The sequence below is a fragment of the Pseudomonas fluorescens HK44 genome (assembly GCF_000217955.3).
Taxonomy (GTDB): domain Bacteria; phylum Pseudomonadota; class Gammaproteobacteria; order Pseudomonadales; family Pseudomonadaceae; genus Aquipseudomonas; species Aquipseudomonas fluorescens_AQ.
In genome coordinates this window covers 234598-251144 of record NZ_AFOY02000015.1, presented here as the reverse complement: position 1 = coordinate 251144, position 16547 = coordinate 234598, and the positions used below count along the sequence as shown (strand labels likewise).

Genomic DNA, 16547 nt, shown 5'->3' with positions numbered 1-16547 from the left:
GACGCAGGTAAAGCGTCACCGACCAGGCAATCCTCCTGGCGGTGTAGTCCGTCATCCCGAGCGCGCTTGAACTGGGCTGTGGCGAGGGCTGGCTGTTGCGGACGCTCGCTGAACGGGCTATCAAGGCGGTTGGTGTGGATGGCGATGCGACGCTGGTCAAGGCAGCACGAGGGCCATCGTACAGTCTCCGTCTTGTATGGATGGAGGTGATTTGTACGGTTTCCAGTGAGGCGGATACCAAGAAAAAGTGATCTGACAAGCGCCGACAATTATTCGTGATCATGGCAATTTCATTTCGCTGGCTGAGCGTGCCAAGTTCCTCGTCTGAGGGCAAGCGTACTGACTGCACTTGCCGGATGCCTTTAGCGCACCAGCATTTTAGATAGCGACAAAGTTAAGAATGCCCCCGAGAAACTCACCAAATCCGTACCGCCTCGCCGAAGCATCAGCTCGCGGTTAGCAGCCACTCGCCCTGAACTCGTTAGAGAAATAGATAACTACCTGAGGCGTTCTGTACTTCGTCTGACTACACGCCAGAATTGCTACAGCATGGTGGGGGCCGTGCAATCAATCCCGTGCCTCCTTTTCTGGGCGGATCACAGACGACTGAGGCATGGATCGTTATGGTCCAAGGATCGAGGGAAGTGCGCTCAGAGTGAACGTCCGGACGAGGTTGTTTTTTAGGCATCACGGATGGTGGAGGCACCGGAGGGGGCAACGCTTGATCCACATGCACAAATGCAAAGAGAATCACCCCTAGAGCCACAACGGAGAGGACGCCCAAGCCATACCTTGCCACGTTGAAAAACACGCGCTCAACTTGGCCAATGGGCTCTTTCACCATCTTGTTGAATTCGTCAGTCGATAGGTAACGATACAGCTTCGGTTGCCACTCCTCGCGCAACTTTTTCTGGATGCTAATAAATTTCCAACCTGAAAAAACGCTAATGACCGTATACGCAACGGCGACCACCATGACGATGCTGATCAGGTACGCGTTAACCTGCACACTGATTCGTGCGGCAATCAAACCCAGGCCGACGGTCAGCGCGGTCGCAATCGCGGTCACGCTTTGGCGCGTTGCATCGGTGGCTTTAGAGGTTTCTTCAGTCACGGCCTTGCAGTCCAGAGCCAGCACGCGCTGTTCGGCGCGAAGGATGGTCCCGTACGCCCCAGTTCGTCAGATACAGCTCTCAAGCTATGTGTTTCTGGGTAAAATGGCATAATATGCCAATGGTCGAAAGAACCTGTTTGCCCAGAGCTGGAGCTAATTATGGCGACGCGAAACGTTGTGCTCACCCCTCACCAGGAACAGGTTATCCATGACCTGGTTCAGTCCGGCCGTTATCAAAATGCCAGCGAAGTGATGCGAGAAGGTTTGCGTCTATTGGAACAGCGCGTCGCCGAAGACACCGCCAAAATTGAGGCCCTGCGTCAGGCGACCTCGATCGGCATCATGGACCTTGAGCACGGGCACTTTACTCAGTTGAACGAAGGGGATCTGGAGCACTACCTCGAGGGCTTGAGCCTGGAGGCAACCCTCCCCGCGCGCGAGAAACACTGAGCATGCCGCAGTATCGGATTTCCAACGCGGCGCGCGCCGACATTGTCGACATCCTCAGGTTCTCCCAGACGCAGTTCGGCGATCAAGCACGCCAGCGCTACCAGGCGCTGATTCTCGCGGCACTGCAAGCGATTGCCGGCACGCCTTATCGCATTGGCAGCCACGACCGCGATGAGCTTGCACCGGGCCTTCGCAGCTATCACCTCATCTATTCACGCCAGCAGGCTAAACACCCTCATGGGACCGTCAAAAGCCCACGCCATATCGTGTTCTATCGTGTGGCAAACGACGACGTGATCGAGGTCGTTCGACTCCTTCATGACGCCATGGAAGTGCAACTGCACCTGCCCAACGACTGATCACCGACCTGGCCCAACGGCTTAACTGGCCATGAACAGCGAAGGTAAGCCCCCCCTCTACATCGCAACCTGAGCACCCTCGCTACGATCAACATTTGGGGCGAAAAACGGTCTACCAGCAGTTCCGAGATTGGCGTAACCAAGGAACGTTCGATCTGATGCTCAAGCGACTGCATATCAGGCTGAACGAGCAGGGATTGATCGACTTGGAGACCTAGATGATCGACTCCACCGCTGTACGCGCTACCCGAGTCTGATCTGGCGCCGGAAAAAAGGGGCCTGATGGCCCCTCAGATCATGCGCTAGGCGGCAGTCGCGGAGGCCTGACCACCAAGATCCATATGCTATGCGATGCTAATGGCGTACCACTGCGCTTCCTGCTTTCGGACGGACAGGCCAGTGACATCTCATATGCCCAGCCGCTGCTCGATGAAGTCCATACCCCCAGTTTGCGCGGCCGTTCTAGCAAACGCTGTCGCTGGTTTTTTCCGAAGCTTTGCGACACTACTGCAATCGTTACCGGATGCAACCGGTGATTCCCCCTACGATCCATGAAGCGCAAACCCAAGCACGGCTTGCCTCGCTCGTTTTCGACCGAAATATCGGCAGCGCAACATCATCGAACGTATGTTCGGCTGGATGAAGGAGAATCGTCGCATCGTTACACACTTCGGCAAGCTCGCGAAAAATGACGCGACGATGGTCTCGTTAGCCTGTGCTATGCGATGCTTTCGACATTATTTTTCGGACAGCGCCTAGTCGACGGATGCCTAACAGCTTACAGCGCAAATATTGCACCAATGCTTGACAGGCGTTAATTAAGTGCTATTAAGAATAACAAGGAAATACTCATGCATGGAGATATAAATCATGGGGTTATCAACTCAAATTGCGGAATCATTTTATGATTCCAAATTCAGTTTTACACCAGGAACAATGTCAGGAGTAGTATGCGTCTTTACGACAGCCTTGGAAAAGGACAACCCTTTTTTCATTAAGTCAATTACATTCAATTACGGCGCTCATATTGAACAAGAGCTCATGATAGAGCTCCATAAAAAATTTGGTGAAGGCCTTAACACCCTGCCGGCCAACTCAAAAATTATTTTCTATCAATACTGGAGCCCGTGCCGCACTTGCACCGACGCCACAATACCAGACTTTCTCCGCAGGTTTGGACTTATCGAAAAAAACATAAGGGTCAAATTCAGATTTATAGATTATTACTCAAAAGCCAACGTTCCTAACAGCACAAAGCAGGAGCTTTGGGAGACCAACGCAGAAGCACAGCAAGCATATGATATTGCCTGCATTAGCTCTGGACATGCGAAAGTTAAAACAAATCCAACAACCCCCAATCAGACGATCGAAAGCATGTACTTAGTCATTGCCCCTGTAGGTAACAATAAAACCAGCTTTCTTATGACTGTCCATCAATGATCGCAGCGTTCATTGACCGTAACCCAACGGTTGATCTCCTGACCTTCTCGCATTAGGCACCATTGACCTTAAGCGGCAAGTCGACACCACCCCCCGCCTCTTCGGAAAAATGTTCAGCCATTCACCACGTATGGACCGTGCGACGTTGGCCGCTATGGCGACACAAAACAGTGGGAAAGCGAGCCGGCCTGGAATGAACGGCGTGCTCAGTTCCGGCCACACCAACCGCAAGTGATCGATGATCATTATCAACATCGCCAGCCATTTGATCAGATCAAGGCTGGCGCTGCGGCCTTTCAACGAAGGAACCAGATCTGGGTGAGTCTCAGTCATAAGCCTTATGTGTTCAAACCGATCCAGCCGTGAATACCCACGCACAGACCGACACCAATGATCAACACGCTGGACAAATGAGGCGCCCGCCGTGCAACGGTGCCCAGCCACGGCCAGCGGTTGGAGGCCTGCCGTGCGCCAATGGCCGTGGCTGCTCCCACGGTAACCAGAGTGATCGCCAAGCCAATGCTGAAGCACAAGACAAGCATGCCTCCCAACGCGACTTCTTTAACTTGAAGACACAACAACAGAACGGTGATGGCAGCCGGACAAGGAATCAGCCCAGATGTGCAACGGCGCTCTGGAGGCACTTTCCAGATACACCAGTCTGGCATTGCGCTCAAGGCGTCGTTGATCGCGGGGATCGATACCCTTCCCGACTAGCGCCCTGGCGATATCGCGCAGAACGCGAGCATCGCGTAGACCAATTTCAGGATAGGTACCGAAAGAAATACGGGGCTGCTTGCCCGCCCAAGAAAAGCGGAAGTGCCAGCTCTTGGTACCGTTCGTATTCACGAAAAGCGCTAGCCCATCAAAGTCAGGAAGGGTGTAATTTTTGGTGCGAGGCTTAGCGTGTCGGACCGCCGTGTTGGTAAGGACCATCGTACTAGCTCCATTTCATATGAATGAAGAAGTGTTGTACGGTTTTCAGAACGCCAAGCATCTCTAAAAACTGATTTACCAAGCGTCGAATTGATGTACTAAAAAATGTACTAAAAAATCGTGGCTATTGATGTATAAAAATAGACTTTACTGGAACGAAAAAAGAGGCCTTAGCCTCTTTTTTTGGTTTCTACATACCTCAATGGAAGTCTATAGAAAAATAATTGGAGCGGGAAACGAGACTCGCATCTAGCGTCCTACCCATTGAAATCTAAGGGGTTTCTTTTCTTGCCGAAGCAGGAAAAGACTTAATTCTGGACTTGTTTTTGGGGCGCTTCAAGAGCAAAAAAGGAGAAATACCAAGGCAAGCCACTGGGTTCTGCTTCAAGCCATCTGAATATTGCGGGGCACGCATCTTCTGGCTGCCCAAGCGCTTCGGGCACTTCTCTATCGAGATCCTGGAAGACAAGGCGCTGGAGGCATTTGTAGAGACTGCGTATGCCTGAGAGATCCTGCGGTGAACGTCCGATTTCGGCCAATCCGGTGCGCCCAGATCGACCTCGTATCTACCGCCACATCACCTACAGCTGTCGATCACGTGTAGGACGGTGATTGCGGCGTATCAGGATTGAGCTGCTGACGTCTGAATTGCCCAGGTGGCTGGCCATGTATCTGGCGAAAGCGTCGGGAGAAATAAGCTTCGTCAGCGAAACCGCACAACCTCGCCACCTCCCCCACCGGCCGGGTTCCATTGAGCAGATAATTGCGTGCCGCGTGCATCCTGCGCTCGAGCACCAGCTCAGTGAAGGTCTTGCCGATTTCCTTGCGCAACCAGTGCGTCAGATACGTCGGTGACAGGTACGTCGCAGCAGCCACCTTGATCAGGTTGAGATCGGGGTCGGCAATATTCTTGCGCAAGTATTCGGACATCCTGCTCAGCGCATCGCGCCGACTGACTTCGGCGGCATTCTCTTCGGCCAATCGTTTGAGCGGCTCGGCATACAAGGCACAAACGCTCCCCACCAGTTGCAGCAACAACCCCTTGAGCATCTCGCGGGTGCCGAACTGACGGTTCTCATCGAGCACGCGCATCTGTTCGATCAGGGCACAGACTTTATTGAAATCCTCATCGCCCAGAATGAAATCCAGATGCTCCTGAAAGCGGAACGGCGATAACTCCGGGGCCAGGAGTATCGAGACTTCCTCCAGATCCATAGGATCGCACTGCAAGTGCGGGAGCAGGAAGGTCTGGGAAAAATTGATCACCATGAAATTGCTGTCGACCGGATGCGGAATCACGTGCACGCGATGCGGCAGGATGAAGGCCAGCGTATTGCGCGGAAACGGACGTTCGACGTTGCCGATGTGCTGCACGGTATCGCCACCGAGGTTGACCTGGATCTGGAAATACTCATGGCGATGCGGGCTGGTTTCGGCGCGCCGGCCCTTTTTGTCGCGGATGTAAAAGTCCGTCAATTCGCTGCGTTGCTGCATGACGTAAGTGGGTACTCGACTCGGTGACGACATCGCCTGAGGATCCTCGACAGGTACATGGACAGGTTGTCGTCGCGCCGCGACGCAGGCGGCGACCGCGGTGATTGTGAAGGCAGACACCGCTGGCTTCAACACGTCATAGGATGACAACGAAATACAGAGAATTAATTGTATCCGTGTGTGATGTGTCGTCTGTCCAAAAAACTACGAGCACACAAAAATATTTAATCTTTTAAAAACATCTACTTATGAAGCGAATAAAGCATAACGAGGGAAATGAGCCGATTTGATTTCTCTTGGACACCTGCATTAATCGCCTTTTACAGGAGAAAAAACGATCTAACGCCTCCGTTGATTTTGAGAGGTTGTACGACCACTGTAACAACCAATGCAGCCCGACCCTTCCAAAAACAATCAAAAGGTGCGCTCGTGATGAATCTGTTTTTCCCCCTCGCCAACCCTCCCCCGATCGAGCCAGTCCGAAGGCGTATTTGAGCGCCTGACAGCGGCTGTCCGCGCCTCTCATTCAAGTAGCGATTGCTCTGCCCCGACACTGGGGGCATCGGCTTCGGCTGCGCGCGAACATCTCGATTCCTCTAACAATAAAAAGGTCTACCCATGTCGAACTCGCAAACCTCCCCGTCCACCGCGCCGTCGGTGAGCGCCGGCGCCAGGGACGCCCTGTTGCCTCAGCGACTGCCGACGCGTCGGCGCTGGTTCATGCTGTCGTTGCTGCTGATTGCGACCATCATCAACTACATCGACCGCGTAAACATCTCGATTGCCGCACCGTTCATGGCCAAGGATCTGGACCTGGACAAGATCGAAATGGGCCTGATTTTTTCCGCGTTTGCCTGGACCTACGCACTCGCCTTGGTCCCCGCCGGGTTCATCGCCGATCGCTTCGGTTCCCGGTTCACTTACGGGGTGTCGCTGATCAGTTGGTCGACGGTTACCGTGTGCCAAGGCTTTGCCACAGGATTCGCTTCGCTGTTCGGGCTGCGACTGGCCGTCGGTGCCATGGAAGCTCCAGCGTTTCCGGCCAACAGCCGAGCGGTCACGGTGTGGTTCCCGGCCCGCGAACGGGGCCTGGCCAGCAGCATTTACGTGTGCGGCCAATATCTGGGCACGGCACTGTTTACCGGCGTGCTGTTATGGCTGGCCACGACTTATGACTGGCGCCATGTTTTCTACAGCACCGGGATACTCGGCATTGTGTTCGGTGTGATCTGGCTCTACGTGTACCGCGATCCGCTGAGCTGCAAGAACGTCAGCCAGGAAGAGCTGAAGTACATCGAAGCCGGGGGTGGACTGGTCAGGAGCAGTCAGGAACGCACCCGGTTCAACTGGCGGCAGATCGCAGAGCTGTTCAGCTATCGGCAGATCTGGGCGATTTGCATCGGCAAGTTCGCCAGCACCTCGGCGTTGTATTTCTTCCTGACCTGGTTCCCGACATACCTGATCGAAGAACGCAAGCTGACCATGATCAAGGCCGGGATCTTCGCCGTGCTGCCCTTCGTGGGCGCAACGGTTGGCATTCTGCTGGCCGGCATCGTCTCTGACTTGCTGATACGCCGTGGTTACTCAATGTCCTTCGCTCGCAAGTTGCCATTGGTAGTCGGATCGATGCTGGGTATGTCGATCGTGCTGGTGAATTTCACCGACTCGAACGTGATCTGTATTGCCGTGCTGACCATTGCCTTCTTCGCCCAGGGAATCGCTTCGTCGTCGTGGGCGGCCGTATCAGAAGTCGCGCCCAAGGAATTGATCGGACTGACCGGCGGGGTCACCAGCCTGGCCGCCAACATCGGCGGGATCGTCACCCCAATCGTGATTGGCGGCATCGTCCACGCGACAGGCTCGTTTGCCTACGCCTTTTGGTTCATTGGGGGCGTGGCGCTGATGGGCACCTTGTCCTATTCGTTACTGCTCGGTCGCTTGTATCGCATCGAACTCAAGGCGCGCTGAGCCAAGACACCGTTTTTCTCCAACACGAAGCGGCTTTCGTCCAACTTTGCAAAAGATTGCCGCCGTACGCTGACGCTTCAAACAGGACGACTACAAAAATGACGATGACCGAGTACGTGTTTACCCCGGATCTGCCCGTGACCTTGCCGGTTGCCGGCAGCCAGCAGCGCTTTCCCGTTGGCCGGGTATTTTGCGTCGGCCGCAACTACCCTTGGCCAGACACCCAGGGCCAGTCCCGCCAGCCACCAGTGTTCTTCATGAAACCGGCGAGCAACGTGGTGGATGCGGCGGGTGAAGTGACTTTTCCACCGTTGACCGAAGAATTTGTCCACGAAATCGAATTGGTCGTGGCCATCGGTGAAGGCGGCGCCAATATTCCGGAGAGTCAGGCGCAGGCCTATGTCTGGGGCTATGCCGTCGGTCTTGATCTGACCCGTCGTGATGTCCAGCGTGCGGCCAAAAGCAATGGTTTGCCGTGGGAAGGTGCCAAGGTATTCGACGGCGCCGCGCCGATGACCGCCATCGTGCCGGTGACTCGTGCCGGACACCCGGACGGTGATTTGTGGCTGAACGTCAACGGCGAAGAGCGCCAACGCGACAGCCTCGACAGCCAGATCTGGTCGGTCAGTGAAATCATCAGCCGCATCTCGCAATCGGTAGCGCTCCGGGCCGGTGACTTGATCATGACCGGCAGCCCGGCGGGCGTCGATGTGCTGCAACCGGGCGACATCATCAATGCCGGGATCGACGGCATCGGCCAACTGGAAATGCGCGTCGGTCAGCGACCTTGAACCCGACATACACGCTCGTGAATTGAAAAAAGGAGATAACAACATGTCCAGTCCTTTGAAAGTGGCCTTGGTCACCGGCGCCGGCAGCGGAATCGGCCGCGCCGTGGCGCTGGCTCTGATGGCAGACGGATTTACCCTGGTATTGGCCGGACGTCGGCCTGAGCCGTTGCAGGCCTTGGTCGAATTGGCGCTCAGCGAAGGACACGAAGCGTTGGCGGTGCCCACTGATGTACGCGACCCGGCCAGTGTCGATGCGCTGTTTGCCACCATCACCGAGGTATACGGACGCCTAGACGTGGTGTTCAACAACGCCGGGGTCAACGCCCCTGCAGTGCCGCTTGATGAGCTGACGTTCGAGCAGTGGCGAAACGTGATCGACACCAACCTCAACGGCGTTTTCCTCTGCGCCCGTGGTGCCTTCGCACTGATGCGCCGGCAACAGCCACAGGGCGGACGCATCATCAATAACGGCTCGATCTCGGCGCATACCCCACGCCCCTTCAGCAGCGCCTACACCGCCAGCAAACATGCGGTGCTGGGGCTGACCAAATCCCTGGCCCTGGATGGGCGCGAATTCAACATCGCCTGCAGCCAGATCGACATTGGCAACGCCCTGACCGAAATGTCGGTGCGCATGACCAAAGGTGTGCGCCAGGCCAACGGCACCATCGCCGTGGAGCCGATGGTGGACGTCAAGCATGTGGCCGATGCCGTGCGCTACATCGCCGGCCTGCCGCTGGAGGCGAACGTCCTGAACATGACCGTCATGGCCAGTGCCATGCCGTTTGCCGGTCGCGGTTAAACCGGCCTTTTTATTCCGTTACGCGAGGTTTACATGAAGCCAGAAGTCTTGCAGCTCAGCCCGATCCTGATCCCTGAAATCAACGCCCTGCTCGATGAGTTGTTTACCGTCAGACGTTACTTCCAGCAAGCCGACAAGCAGGCTTATTTGCAGGCACACGGCGCGAACATTCGCGGGGTGATTACAGGCGGGCATACCGGTATCAGTCAGGCGCTGATGGCGCAATTACCCAAACTGGAAGTGGTGGCGGTCAATGGCGTGGGCACCGATGCGGTGGATCTGGCTTACGCCCGGGATCGCGGGATCCGCGTGACCGCGACCATCGGCGCGCTGACCGAGGATGTCGCCGACCTGGCCATCGGCTTGTTGATTGCCGTGTGCCGGGGCCTGTGCACCAGTGATCGTTATGTGCGTTCGGGGCAATGGCCCCATAGCCCGACGCCGTTGGCTCCGTTGCCGTTGGCGCGTCAGGTGTCGGGCATGCACATCGGGATTGTCGGCATGGGCCGGGTCGGCCGTGCAGTGGCGACTCGAGCCGCGGCGTTCGGCTGCCCGATCAGCTACACCGATCTGCAGCCGATGAGCGATGTGAACCACACTTTCTTCGCCGATCTGAAGCAGTTGGCCAGCAACAGTGATGCGCTGATTCTCGCGGCCGCTGCCGACAAGGCTGAAGCCATCATCAATGCCGAGGTGCTGCAGGCGCTGGGCAAGGACGGGTATCTGATCAACGTGGCGCGCGGCAAGCTGGTCAACGAGGTTGATCTGGTGGCGGCGCTTGCCGCTGGTGAGATCGCGGGTGCGGCGCTGGATGTGTTTGTCGATGAACCGAACGTCCCCGAGGCACTGTTTGGTAACGAGAACGTGGTTCTGCAGCCCCATCGCGCGAGTGCGACGCTGCAGACCCGCACGCGAATGGGAGAGATGGTGGTGGCGAGCCTGGTGGACAGTTTCGCCGGGAGAATACCGCACGGTTCCGTGACTGACTGAACGTTGGCCACCGAGGGGACGTTGCGTCCCCTCGGCGGCTCAGTGTCAGGTAAACAGATCGACGCCCAACTGGCGAAAAAGGGATTCAGCTGCGCATAGCCGAACCGGGCCAAGGTCTCGTAAACACTGCGCCTGAGCCATGAAGTTACTTTCCAACCTGAGAAAAGCCATGATTGATGTTGCCCAAGAACAGTCATAGGATGACTGACCACTATCATAAAAATAAGGGACCACCTGTGAGAACCCCCTTCCTCTTGGCCGCTGCCGTTGTCTACGGTCTCAGCCTGCAAGCCAATGCCGCCACCTTTGCCTATATCTCGAGCCCGGGAGACGGAATGATTTCCCAGTATCGCCTTGACCAGAACAACGGCGCGCTGAGCCTGATTGAACAGGTCAACGCCGGTGATCAGGTCAACCCCATGGCCATCACCCCTGACGGCAAAGTGCTGTTTGCCGCCTTGCGGGTCAAGCCGTTTCAGGTGCTGGGCTACCGCATAGATCCCAAGAGCGGACATCTGACGCCGCTGTCCAAAGCGCCACTGGCAGAAAGCATGGCTTACCTGTCTACCGATAGAAAAGGACACTATCTGCTCGGTGCATCCTACGGTGCCGATACCGTCAGCGTTCAGGCCATCGACAAGGCCTATCAGCCTTCTGCCAGCATCCTGAGCTACAAAACAGGTCCGCATGCACATTCGGTTCGAACCGACCCAAGCAACCGTTTTGCCTACGCGGGCAATCTTGGCGCGGACCAGGTCCTGCAATATCGCCTTGATGCCAAAACCGGCGCGCTCACCCCCATCGGCAGCGGCTACATCAGTGTCCCGGACAATACCGGGCCTCGGCACCTGGCCTTTTCCCCGAACGGCAAATACCTGTATGTGGTCGGTGAAATGAGCGGCACGGTCACAGCGTTTTCAATCAATGACAGCACCGGTGCCTTGAGTCAGATTGCCGTTGCCAATGGCATTCCCGAGCGTTTGAAGCTGGCTCGCGGCGAAGTGCGTGATGCCCGTAACAACGACCTGAAGGATGACCCCACACCACGTATCTGGGCGGCGGACCTGCGGATCTCACCCGACGGCAAGCTACTGTTGATGACCGAGCGCACCAGCAGTTCGGTATCGGCGTTCGCGGTTGACCCTTCAACAGGCGGCTTGAGCTTTCTTGAGAACTATCCGGTGGAAGAGAAGCAGCCACGCAATATCGCTTTTTCACCCAACGGGCACTGGTTGCTGGTAACGGGTGAGAAAAGCGAAAAAGTCGGCACTTACGCGGTCAGCAACAACGGCGCCTTGAAACGTGTAGGTGAAGCGGCGTCGGGAAAAGGTGCGTTATGGATTGAGGTATTGCAAACGTCGGTGGAATAATCTTCGGGCGGAAAAAAGACGCGACGCATGGAGGTCTGGAGTTGGCTCATTCCGACCTCCATGGCTTGGCGGTCATCCATAAAACGCAGCGCAAGGTGTTTGCCGTGAATCCCCGTGGGTTTCTCCGGGCACGTTCTTGCAAACGCTGGTTTGGTAGCTCTCCGTCGGAGATCCGTTTGGGGGCAAAAAAACCGTTAGGTGTAGCCCATCGCATCCGGCTATTTTTGACATAAAAGCCTGATTGTTAATGGTTTTTTCCGTTTTATAAATAGCTCCCTCACATCTTGGGCGGAGTATTCGCTCGTGGACCAACCACCATTTTTGAATGACCTCACCATGTCGCTAGCCTGCCCCTCGCAACACTGCGATATCTCGTTTAGGCGCGACTCCAAACAGTCGGCTGTATTCGCGGCTGAACTGCGAAGGGCTCTCATAACCGACTTTGAACGCCGCACTCGATACATCCTGATGCTCATTGAGCATCAAGCGCCTCGCCTCGTTTAGCCGTAGCCATTTTTGGTACTGCAACGGGCTCATCGCGGTGAGCTGGCGGAAATGGTGGTGAAAGGTCGGCGTGCTCATCTGTACCCGGGCGGCAAGTTCGTCGACACGAAGGGCCGAGGTGTAATTCAACTTCAGCCAATCGATGGCTTTGGCGATTCGATAGCCCTGGCCATCGACAGAAGTGATTTGTCGCAACCTGCCCGCCTGATCACTTTTCAAGAGACGGTAGTGAATTTCACGCTGGATCAAAGGGGCGAGAACAGGAATAGCTTCCGGCTCATCGAGCAGCGCCAACAAGCGCTCGAACGGCGCCAGCATGGCTGCGGTCACTGAACCGATGCCTACCCCTTTCGCGATGGAGCGTTCACGGGTGGGCGGTAGGTCACTCTGCGCTATCAGCTCTGCCAGCATGCGCAAATCGAGCTTGAACGTCAGCCCCAGGCACGGTTGTTCCGGGCTCGCCGCGAGCACCTCCGAGTTGGCCGGCAAATCCAGTGAGGTGACCAGAAAACGCGAGGTGTCATACGGATAACCCTCACCGCCTACCCACAGCTGTTTCTCGCCTTGGGCGACAAGAATGATGCTCGGTTCGACCATGCAAACAACGGGCGGCGACGGGTGTTCGCGCCTAAAGAAGCCGAGGCCCGCAATCGAGGTTCCGTAGTCACCGGGTTTCAAGACCTGCGAGCCAATGACCTGGGCGAGCGCCTCCTGGGGCGATGTGGCGGTTTCGTGTTGGGTCATCATGTTCCTCTCGTACCTCTTCGCTGAACTCTAACTCGCCCGCACGCAACCGTCCTGCAATAGAACGCAGACTCATAGAATCAGGCAAGTAATCCAGCGGATTGCACTACAGAGCCTCTGGGCAGAGCGGGAGAATGTTCATCCGACATACCCTCGAGGACTCTCCCATGCTTGTACAAGCCTATGGTGCTCATGCGGGCGACAAACCCCTTGAGCCTTTGCAGATCAGTCGCCGTTCCCCCGCCGCCCATGACGTTCAGATCGATATCGCCTTCTGCGGTATCTGCCATTCGGACTTGCATCAGGTGCGTGCCGAATGGGCAGGCACTCAGTTTCCTTGCGTACCGGGGCACGAAATTGTCGGCCGTGTATCGGCGGTGGGTGCGCATGTTTCGGATTTCACTGTTGGAGACCTGGTCGGTGTTGGTTGCATCGTCGACAGCTGCAAACACTGTGACGATTGTGAAACCGGTCTGGAAAACTACTGCGATGGCATGATCGGCACCTACAACTTCCCGACCCCGGACGCACCCGGCTGGACGCTCGGCGGCTACTCGCAAAACATTGTGGTGCATGAACGTTATGTTCTGCGCATCCGCCACCCGGAGGAGCAACTGGCCGCCGTCGCGCCGCTGCTGTGCGCGGGCATCACCACGTATTCTCCGTTGCGTCACTGGAACGCCGGGCCGGGCAAGAAAATCGGCGTGGTCGGCATCGGTGGGCTGGGCCACATGGGCATCAAGCTGGCCCATGCGATGGGTGCCCATGTCGTGGCATTCACCACTTCTGAATCCAAGCGCGAAGCGGCGACACAACTGGGTGCCGATGAAGTTGTGGTGTCGCGCAACGCTGAGGAGATGGCCGCGCATGCCAAGAGCTTCGACTTCATCCTCAATACCGTCGCAGCGCCCCAAGACCTGGATGCTTTTCTGGTGTTGCTCAAACGTGACGGTGCGCTGACGTTGGTCGGTGCGCCCGCCTCGCCGCATCCATCGCCCGACGTGTTCAATCTGATCATGAAGCGCCGAACGATTGCCGGCTCGATGATCGGCGGGATCCCCGAAACGCAGGAGATGCTGGATTTCTGCGCCGAGCACGGCATCGTCGCCGACATCGAACTGGTTCGAGCCTATCAGATCAACGAGTCCTACGAGCGGATGCTCAAGGGCGACGTCAAATATCGCTTCGTGATCGACAACGCCACATTGGCTGGCCAAGCGAAAGACGCCAGCGAATAACCACTCAATCGAAAGGACTATCCAGTGAAAGGCATTTTGCTTGCCCTCGGGCTGCTTGTTACCTCTTTTTCTTCAATGGGAGTCGATAGGTCGAACGGCGCGGAGAATTTCTACAAGAGCGATAAGGTGACCGTAGAAAAGGTCACCTTTAAAAATCAATACGGTATGAAGGTGGCAGGCAACCTGTTTACCTCGAAAGACCTCGATCCCAAATCCAGGAACGCCGCCATCATCGTCGGCCATCCCATGGGGGCGGTGAAGGAGCAGAGCGCAAACCTGTACGCCACTAAAATGGCCGAGCAGGGATTTGTCACACTGTCGCTGGATTTATCCTTCTGGGGCGAAAGCGAGGGCACGCCTCGTCAGGCAGTCTCGCCGGATATCTACGCCGAAGACTTCAGTGCCGCGGTGGACTTTCTCGGCACTCGATCGATTGTCGATCGTGAGCGTATCGGCGTTATCGGCATCTGTGGCAGTGGCAGCTTCGCCATCAGTGCGGCCAAGATTGATCCGCGTCTCAGGGCCATCGCCACCGTCAGTATGTACGACATGGGCGCGGCCAATCGTAACGGCCTCAAGCACGGCGTAACGGTTGAACAACGCCAGCAGATCGTTCGCGAAGCGGCGCAACAGCGCGACGTGGAGTTCCAGGGAGGGCAGACCCGCTATACGAGCGGCTCACCACTGAAACTGACCGGCAACGCTGTGGGTGACGAGTTTTACGACTTCTACCGCACTCCACGAGGTGAGGTTACGCCTGCCGGTGCGTCGGCGCAGACAACCACCATGCCGACGCTGACCAGCAACGTGAAATTCATGAACTTCTATCCGTTCAACGACATCGAGACGATCTCCCCTCGCCCGTTGCTATTCATTACTGGCGCCGAGGCCCACTCACGCGAATTCAGCGAGGATGCGTACAAACGCGCTGCCGAGCCTAAAGAGCTGCTCATCATTCCGGATGCCGGGCATGTGGATCTCTACGACCGGGTCAACCTCATTCCATTCGCCAAGTTGACCTCGTTCTTCAAAAGCAACCTGAAGTAACTGGCCGGTGCCCCTGGTCGGGCACCGGCTCTCTCTCGCGGCCTCGTTTACGGGGCCGCAACGCTTCGCGCATGACAGGATTCAATCAATGACCAGCTACTCCCTCCACGCCCCCCGGAAAGCTGAACAATCGTGGGGCGCCGTATTTGCCATGTCGCTTGCAGCCTTCGTGCTGGTGGCGTCGGAATTCATGCCCGTCAGCCTGCTGACGCCAATTGCCGCCGATCTGCATATCACCGAGGGGCAAGCGGGCCTGGGCATTTCTGTCTCAGGGCTGTTTGCGCTGTTCGCCAGCCTCCTGATCGCTTCGGTGGCGGCGCGGGTCGACCGCAAACCTCTGCTGTTGTCACTGACTGTGCTGATGATCATTTCGGGAACAGTGGTCGCTTTCGCGCCGAATTACTGGGTATTCATGATCGGCCGCGCGTTGATCGGGGTAGCGATAGGCGGCTTCTGGTCGCTGTCGGCGGCGACCGCCATGCGCCTGGTGCCTGAAGACCAGATCACTCGCGCCATGGCAATCGTCAACGGCGGCAACGCTCTGGCAACAGTGATTGCAGCGCCGTTGGGCAGTTTCCTTGGCGCGTTGATCGGCTGGCGCGGTGCATTTTTGTGCGTCATCCCGGTCGCGGTAATCGCCTCTGTCTGGCTTCTGTTTAGCCTTCCGGCGATGAAGTCGCAAAGTGGTTCAGGCACTGGGAATGTCTTCAGGCTGATGAAAAGCCTACCGGTCGCGTTAGGCATGGTGGCGGTCAGTGTCTTTTTCATGGGTCAGTTCATGCTGTTTACCTACCTGCGCCCGTTCCTTGAAACGATCACGCACGTCAGTGTTTCCATGCTGTCGCTGATGTTGCTCGTCCTGGGTCTGGCGGGCCTCGCGGGAACCTTCCTGATTGAAGCCTTCTTGAAAAATGGCCTGCATCGCACCCTCATCGTCATACCGATTTTGATGGCAATGATCGCACTGGCGCTCGTTTCATTCGGCAGCTCGGCGGCGGCCACCACTGTCTTGTTGGGTCTCTGGGGGCTGGTTGCAACGGCGGCCCCGGTGGGATGGTGGACATGGCTGACCAGAACATTGCCAGAGGCTGCTGAAGCGGGAGGCGGCTTAATGGTGGCGATCATTCAACTGGCCATTGCCTCGGGTGCAACCGTTGGCGGGCTGGTGTTTGACTCGAGCGGCTATCGAGCGACCTTCGAGTTGAGCGCCGCGTTGTTGGGCGTGGCGGCTGCTCTTGCCCTCCTGGCTGCACGCGCAGCCACGCGGGAGCCGGTTGCATCGGTGAACATCGCATGAAAA

14 protein-coding genes and 6 pseudogenes are annotated in these 16547 nt (G+C 56.7%); 14 read left to right on the top strand and 6 right to left on the bottom strand.

Going from position 1 to position 16547, the window contains the following annotated elements; genetic code table 11:
- Window positions 1-14: 14 nt before the first annotated feature.
- Window positions 15-185: pseudogene (locus HK44_RS13880) on the top strand (methionine biosynthesis protein MetW); the annotation flags it as partial.
- Window positions 186-526: 341 nt separating this feature from the next.
- Here HK44_RS13880 and HK44_RS13875 read toward each other — a convergent pair.
- Window positions 527-1114, bottom strand: coding sequence for a hypothetical protein (locus HK44_RS13875; protein ID WP_141651714.1), 588 nt, complete (start codon window positions 1112-1114; stop codon window positions 527-529).
- A 159-nt stretch (window positions 1115-1273) separates the two neighbouring features.
- Between HK44_RS13875 and HK44_RS13870 the strand changes: the two genes are divergently transcribed.
- From HK44_RS13870 to HK44_RS13855, 4 genes and pseudogenes are all read left to right on the top strand, one after another.
- Window positions 1274-1564 (top strand): type II toxin-antitoxin system ParD family antitoxin, encoded by a 291-nt coding sequence (locus HK44_RS13870; protein WP_019690914.1) that lies wholly within the window; start codon window positions 1274-1276, stop codon window positions 1562-1564.
- A 2-nt stretch (window positions 1565-1566) separates the two neighbouring features.
- The gene (locus tag HK44_RS13865; RefSeq protein WP_019690915.1) at window positions 1567-1923 is read left to right on the top strand and encodes a type II toxin-antitoxin system RelE/ParE family toxin; all 357 of its coding nucleotides are present in this window, start codon (window positions 1567-1569) and stop codon (window positions 1921-1923) included.
- A gap of 107 nt (window positions 1924-2030) precedes the next feature.
- Window positions 2031-2682: pseudogene (locus tag HK44_RS13860) on the top strand (IS5 family transposase); the annotation flags it as partial.
- A gap of 111 nt (window positions 2683-2793) precedes the next feature.
- Window positions 2794-3363, top strand: coding sequence for a hypothetical protein (locus HK44_RS13855; protein WP_031319470.1), 570 nt, complete (start codon window positions 2794-2796; stop codon window positions 3361-3363).
- A gap of 117 nt (window positions 3364-3480) precedes the next feature.
- On the opposite strand, the pseudogene HK44_RS13850 reads toward HK44_RS13855, so the two are convergent.
- The 3 pseudogenes from HK44_RS13850 to HK44_RS13840 all read right to left on the bottom strand — a co-directional run.
- A pseudogene (locus HK44_RS13850) lies at window positions 3481-3696 on the bottom strand (TraX family protein); the annotation flags it as partial.
- Window positions 3697-3701: 5 nt separating this feature from the next.
- Window positions 3702-3986 (bottom strand): annotated as a pseudogene (locus tag HK44_RS13845) (nickel/cobalt efflux protein RcnA); the annotation flags it as partial.
- Between the two features lie 51 nt (window positions 3987-4037).
- Window positions 4038-4299: pseudogene (locus HK44_RS13840) on the bottom strand (Arm DNA-binding domain-containing protein); the annotation flags it as partial.
- Window positions 4300-4703: 404 nt separating this feature from the next.
- Here HK44_RS13840 and HK44_RS29760 point away from each other — a divergent pair.
- Window positions 4704-4805 (top strand): annotated as a pseudogene (locus HK44_RS29760) (VOC family protein); the annotation flags it as partial.
- An 88-nt stretch (window positions 4806-4893) separates the two neighbouring features.
- Here the strand turns inward: HK44_RS29760 and HK44_RS13835 are convergent.
- Window positions 4894-5826 (bottom strand): helix-turn-helix transcriptional regulator, encoded by a 933-nt coding sequence (locus tag HK44_RS13835; RefSeq protein WP_024264933.1) that lies wholly within the window; start codon window positions 5824-5826, stop codon window positions 4894-4896.
- 585 nt (window positions 5827-6411) lie between these two features.
- Here HK44_RS13835 and HK44_RS13830 point away from each other — a divergent pair.
- From HK44_RS13830 to HK44_RS13810, 5 genes are all read left to right on the top strand, one after another.
- The gene (locus HK44_RS13830; protein ID WP_019690920.1) at window positions 6412-7761 is read left to right on the top strand and encodes an MFS transporter; all 1350 of its coding nucleotides are present in this window, start codon (window positions 6412-6414) and stop codon (window positions 7759-7761) included.
- Window positions 7762-7859: 98 nt separating this feature from the next.
- A complete protein-coding gene (locus HK44_RS13825) occupies window positions 7860-8552 on the top strand; it encodes a fumarylacetoacetate hydrolase family protein (RefSeq protein WP_019690921.1) in 693 nt (230 codons plus the stop codon).
- Window positions 8553-8595: 43 nt separating this feature from the next.
- The gene (locus HK44_RS13820) at window positions 8596-9354 is read left to right on the top strand and encodes an SDR family oxidoreductase (RefSeq protein WP_019690922.1); all 759 of its coding nucleotides are present in this window, start codon (window positions 8596-8598) and stop codon (window positions 9352-9354) included.
- A gap of 33 nt (window positions 9355-9387) precedes the next feature.
- Window positions 9388-10344, top strand: a complete 957-nt coding sequence (locus HK44_RS13815) for a 2-hydroxyacid dehydrogenase (protein WP_019690923.1) — start codon at window positions 9388-9390, stop codon at window positions 10342-10344.
- A 236-nt stretch (window positions 10345-10580) separates the two neighbouring features.
- Window positions 10581-11714, top strand: a complete 1134-nt coding sequence (locus HK44_RS13810; RefSeq protein ID WP_024264932.1) for a lactonase family protein — start codon at window positions 10581-10583, stop codon at window positions 11712-11714.
- Window positions 11715-12056: 342 nt separating this feature from the next.
- On the opposite strand, the gene HK44_RS13805 is transcribed toward HK44_RS13810, so the two are convergent.
- Entirely contained in the window at window positions 12057-12965 is a 909-nt protein-coding gene (locus HK44_RS13805; RefSeq protein WP_019690925.1) for an AraC family transcriptional regulator, read from the bottom strand.
- A 164-nt stretch (window positions 12966-13129) separates the two neighbouring features.
- Between HK44_RS13805 and HK44_RS13800 the strand changes: the two genes are divergently transcribed.
- The 3 genes from HK44_RS13800 to HK44_RS13790 all read left to right on the top strand — a co-directional run bounded on the left by HK44_RS13800 (window position 13130) and on the right by HK44_RS13790 (window position 16544).
- On the top strand, window positions 13130-14200 hold the full coding sequence (locus HK44_RS13800) for an NAD(P)-dependent alcohol dehydrogenase (protein WP_019690926.1): 1071 nt from the start codon (window positions 13130-13132) through the stop codon (window positions 14198-14200).
- A gap of 24 nt (window positions 14201-14224) precedes the next feature.
- Complete coding sequence (locus HK44_RS13795) at window positions 14225-15247, top strand: alpha/beta hydrolase (protein WP_024264931.1); 1023 nt, start codon at window positions 14225-14227, stop codon at window positions 15245-15247.
- 88 nt (window positions 15248-15335) lie between these two features.
- On the top strand, window positions 15336-16544 hold the full coding sequence (locus HK44_RS13790) for an MFS transporter (protein ID WP_019690928.1): 1209 nt from the start codon (window positions 15336-15338) through the stop codon (window positions 16542-16544).
- The last annotated feature ends 3 nt before the right edge of the window (window positions 16545-16547 follow it).

What these genes read in the sequence shown, in the direction of transcription:
- HK44_RS13870 (WP_019690914.1), top strand. Translation starts at nt 1,274, where the DNA reads ATGGCGACGCGAAACGTTGTGCTCACCCCTCACCAGGAACAGGTTATC.
- HK44_RS13865 (WP_019690915.1), top strand. Translation starts at nt 1,567, where the DNA reads ATGCCGCAGTATCGGATTTCCAACGCGGCGCGCGCCGACATTGTCGAC.
- HK44_RS13855 (WP_031319470.1), top strand. Translation starts at nt 2,794, where the DNA reads ATGGGGTTATCAACTCAAATTGCGGAATCATTTTATGATTCCAAATTC.
- HK44_RS13835 (WP_024264933.1), bottom strand. Translation starts at nt 5,826, where the DNA reads ATGTCGTCACCGAGTCGAGTACCCACTTACGTCATGCAGCAACGCAGC.
- HK44_RS13830 (WP_019690920.1), top strand. Translation starts at nt 6,412, where the DNA reads ATGTCGAACTCGCAAACCTCCCCGTCCACCGCGCCGTCGGTGAGCGCC.
- HK44_RS13825 (WP_019690921.1), top strand. Translation starts at nt 7,860, where the DNA reads ATGACGATGACCGAGTACGTGTTTACCCCGGATCTGCCCGTGACCTTG.
- HK44_RS13820 (WP_019690922.1), top strand. Translation starts at nt 8,596, where the DNA reads ATGTCCAGTCCTTTGAAAGTGGCCTTGGTCACCGGCGCCGGCAGCGGA.
- HK44_RS13815 (WP_019690923.1), top strand. Translation starts at nt 9,388, where the DNA reads ATGAAGCCAGAAGTCTTGCAGCTCAGCCCGATCCTGATCCCTGAAATC.
- HK44_RS13805 (WP_019690925.1), bottom strand. Translation starts at nt 12,965, where the DNA reads ATGATGACCCAACACGAAACCGCCACATCGCCCCAGGAGGCGCTCGCC.
- HK44_RS13800 (WP_019690926.1), top strand. Translation starts at nt 13,130, where the DNA reads ATGCTTGTACAAGCCTATGGTGCTCATGCGGGCGACAAACCCCTTGAG.
- HK44_RS13790 (WP_019690928.1), top strand. Translation starts at nt 15,336, where the DNA reads ATGACCAGCTACTCCCTCCACGCCCCCCGGAAAGCTGAACAATCGTGG.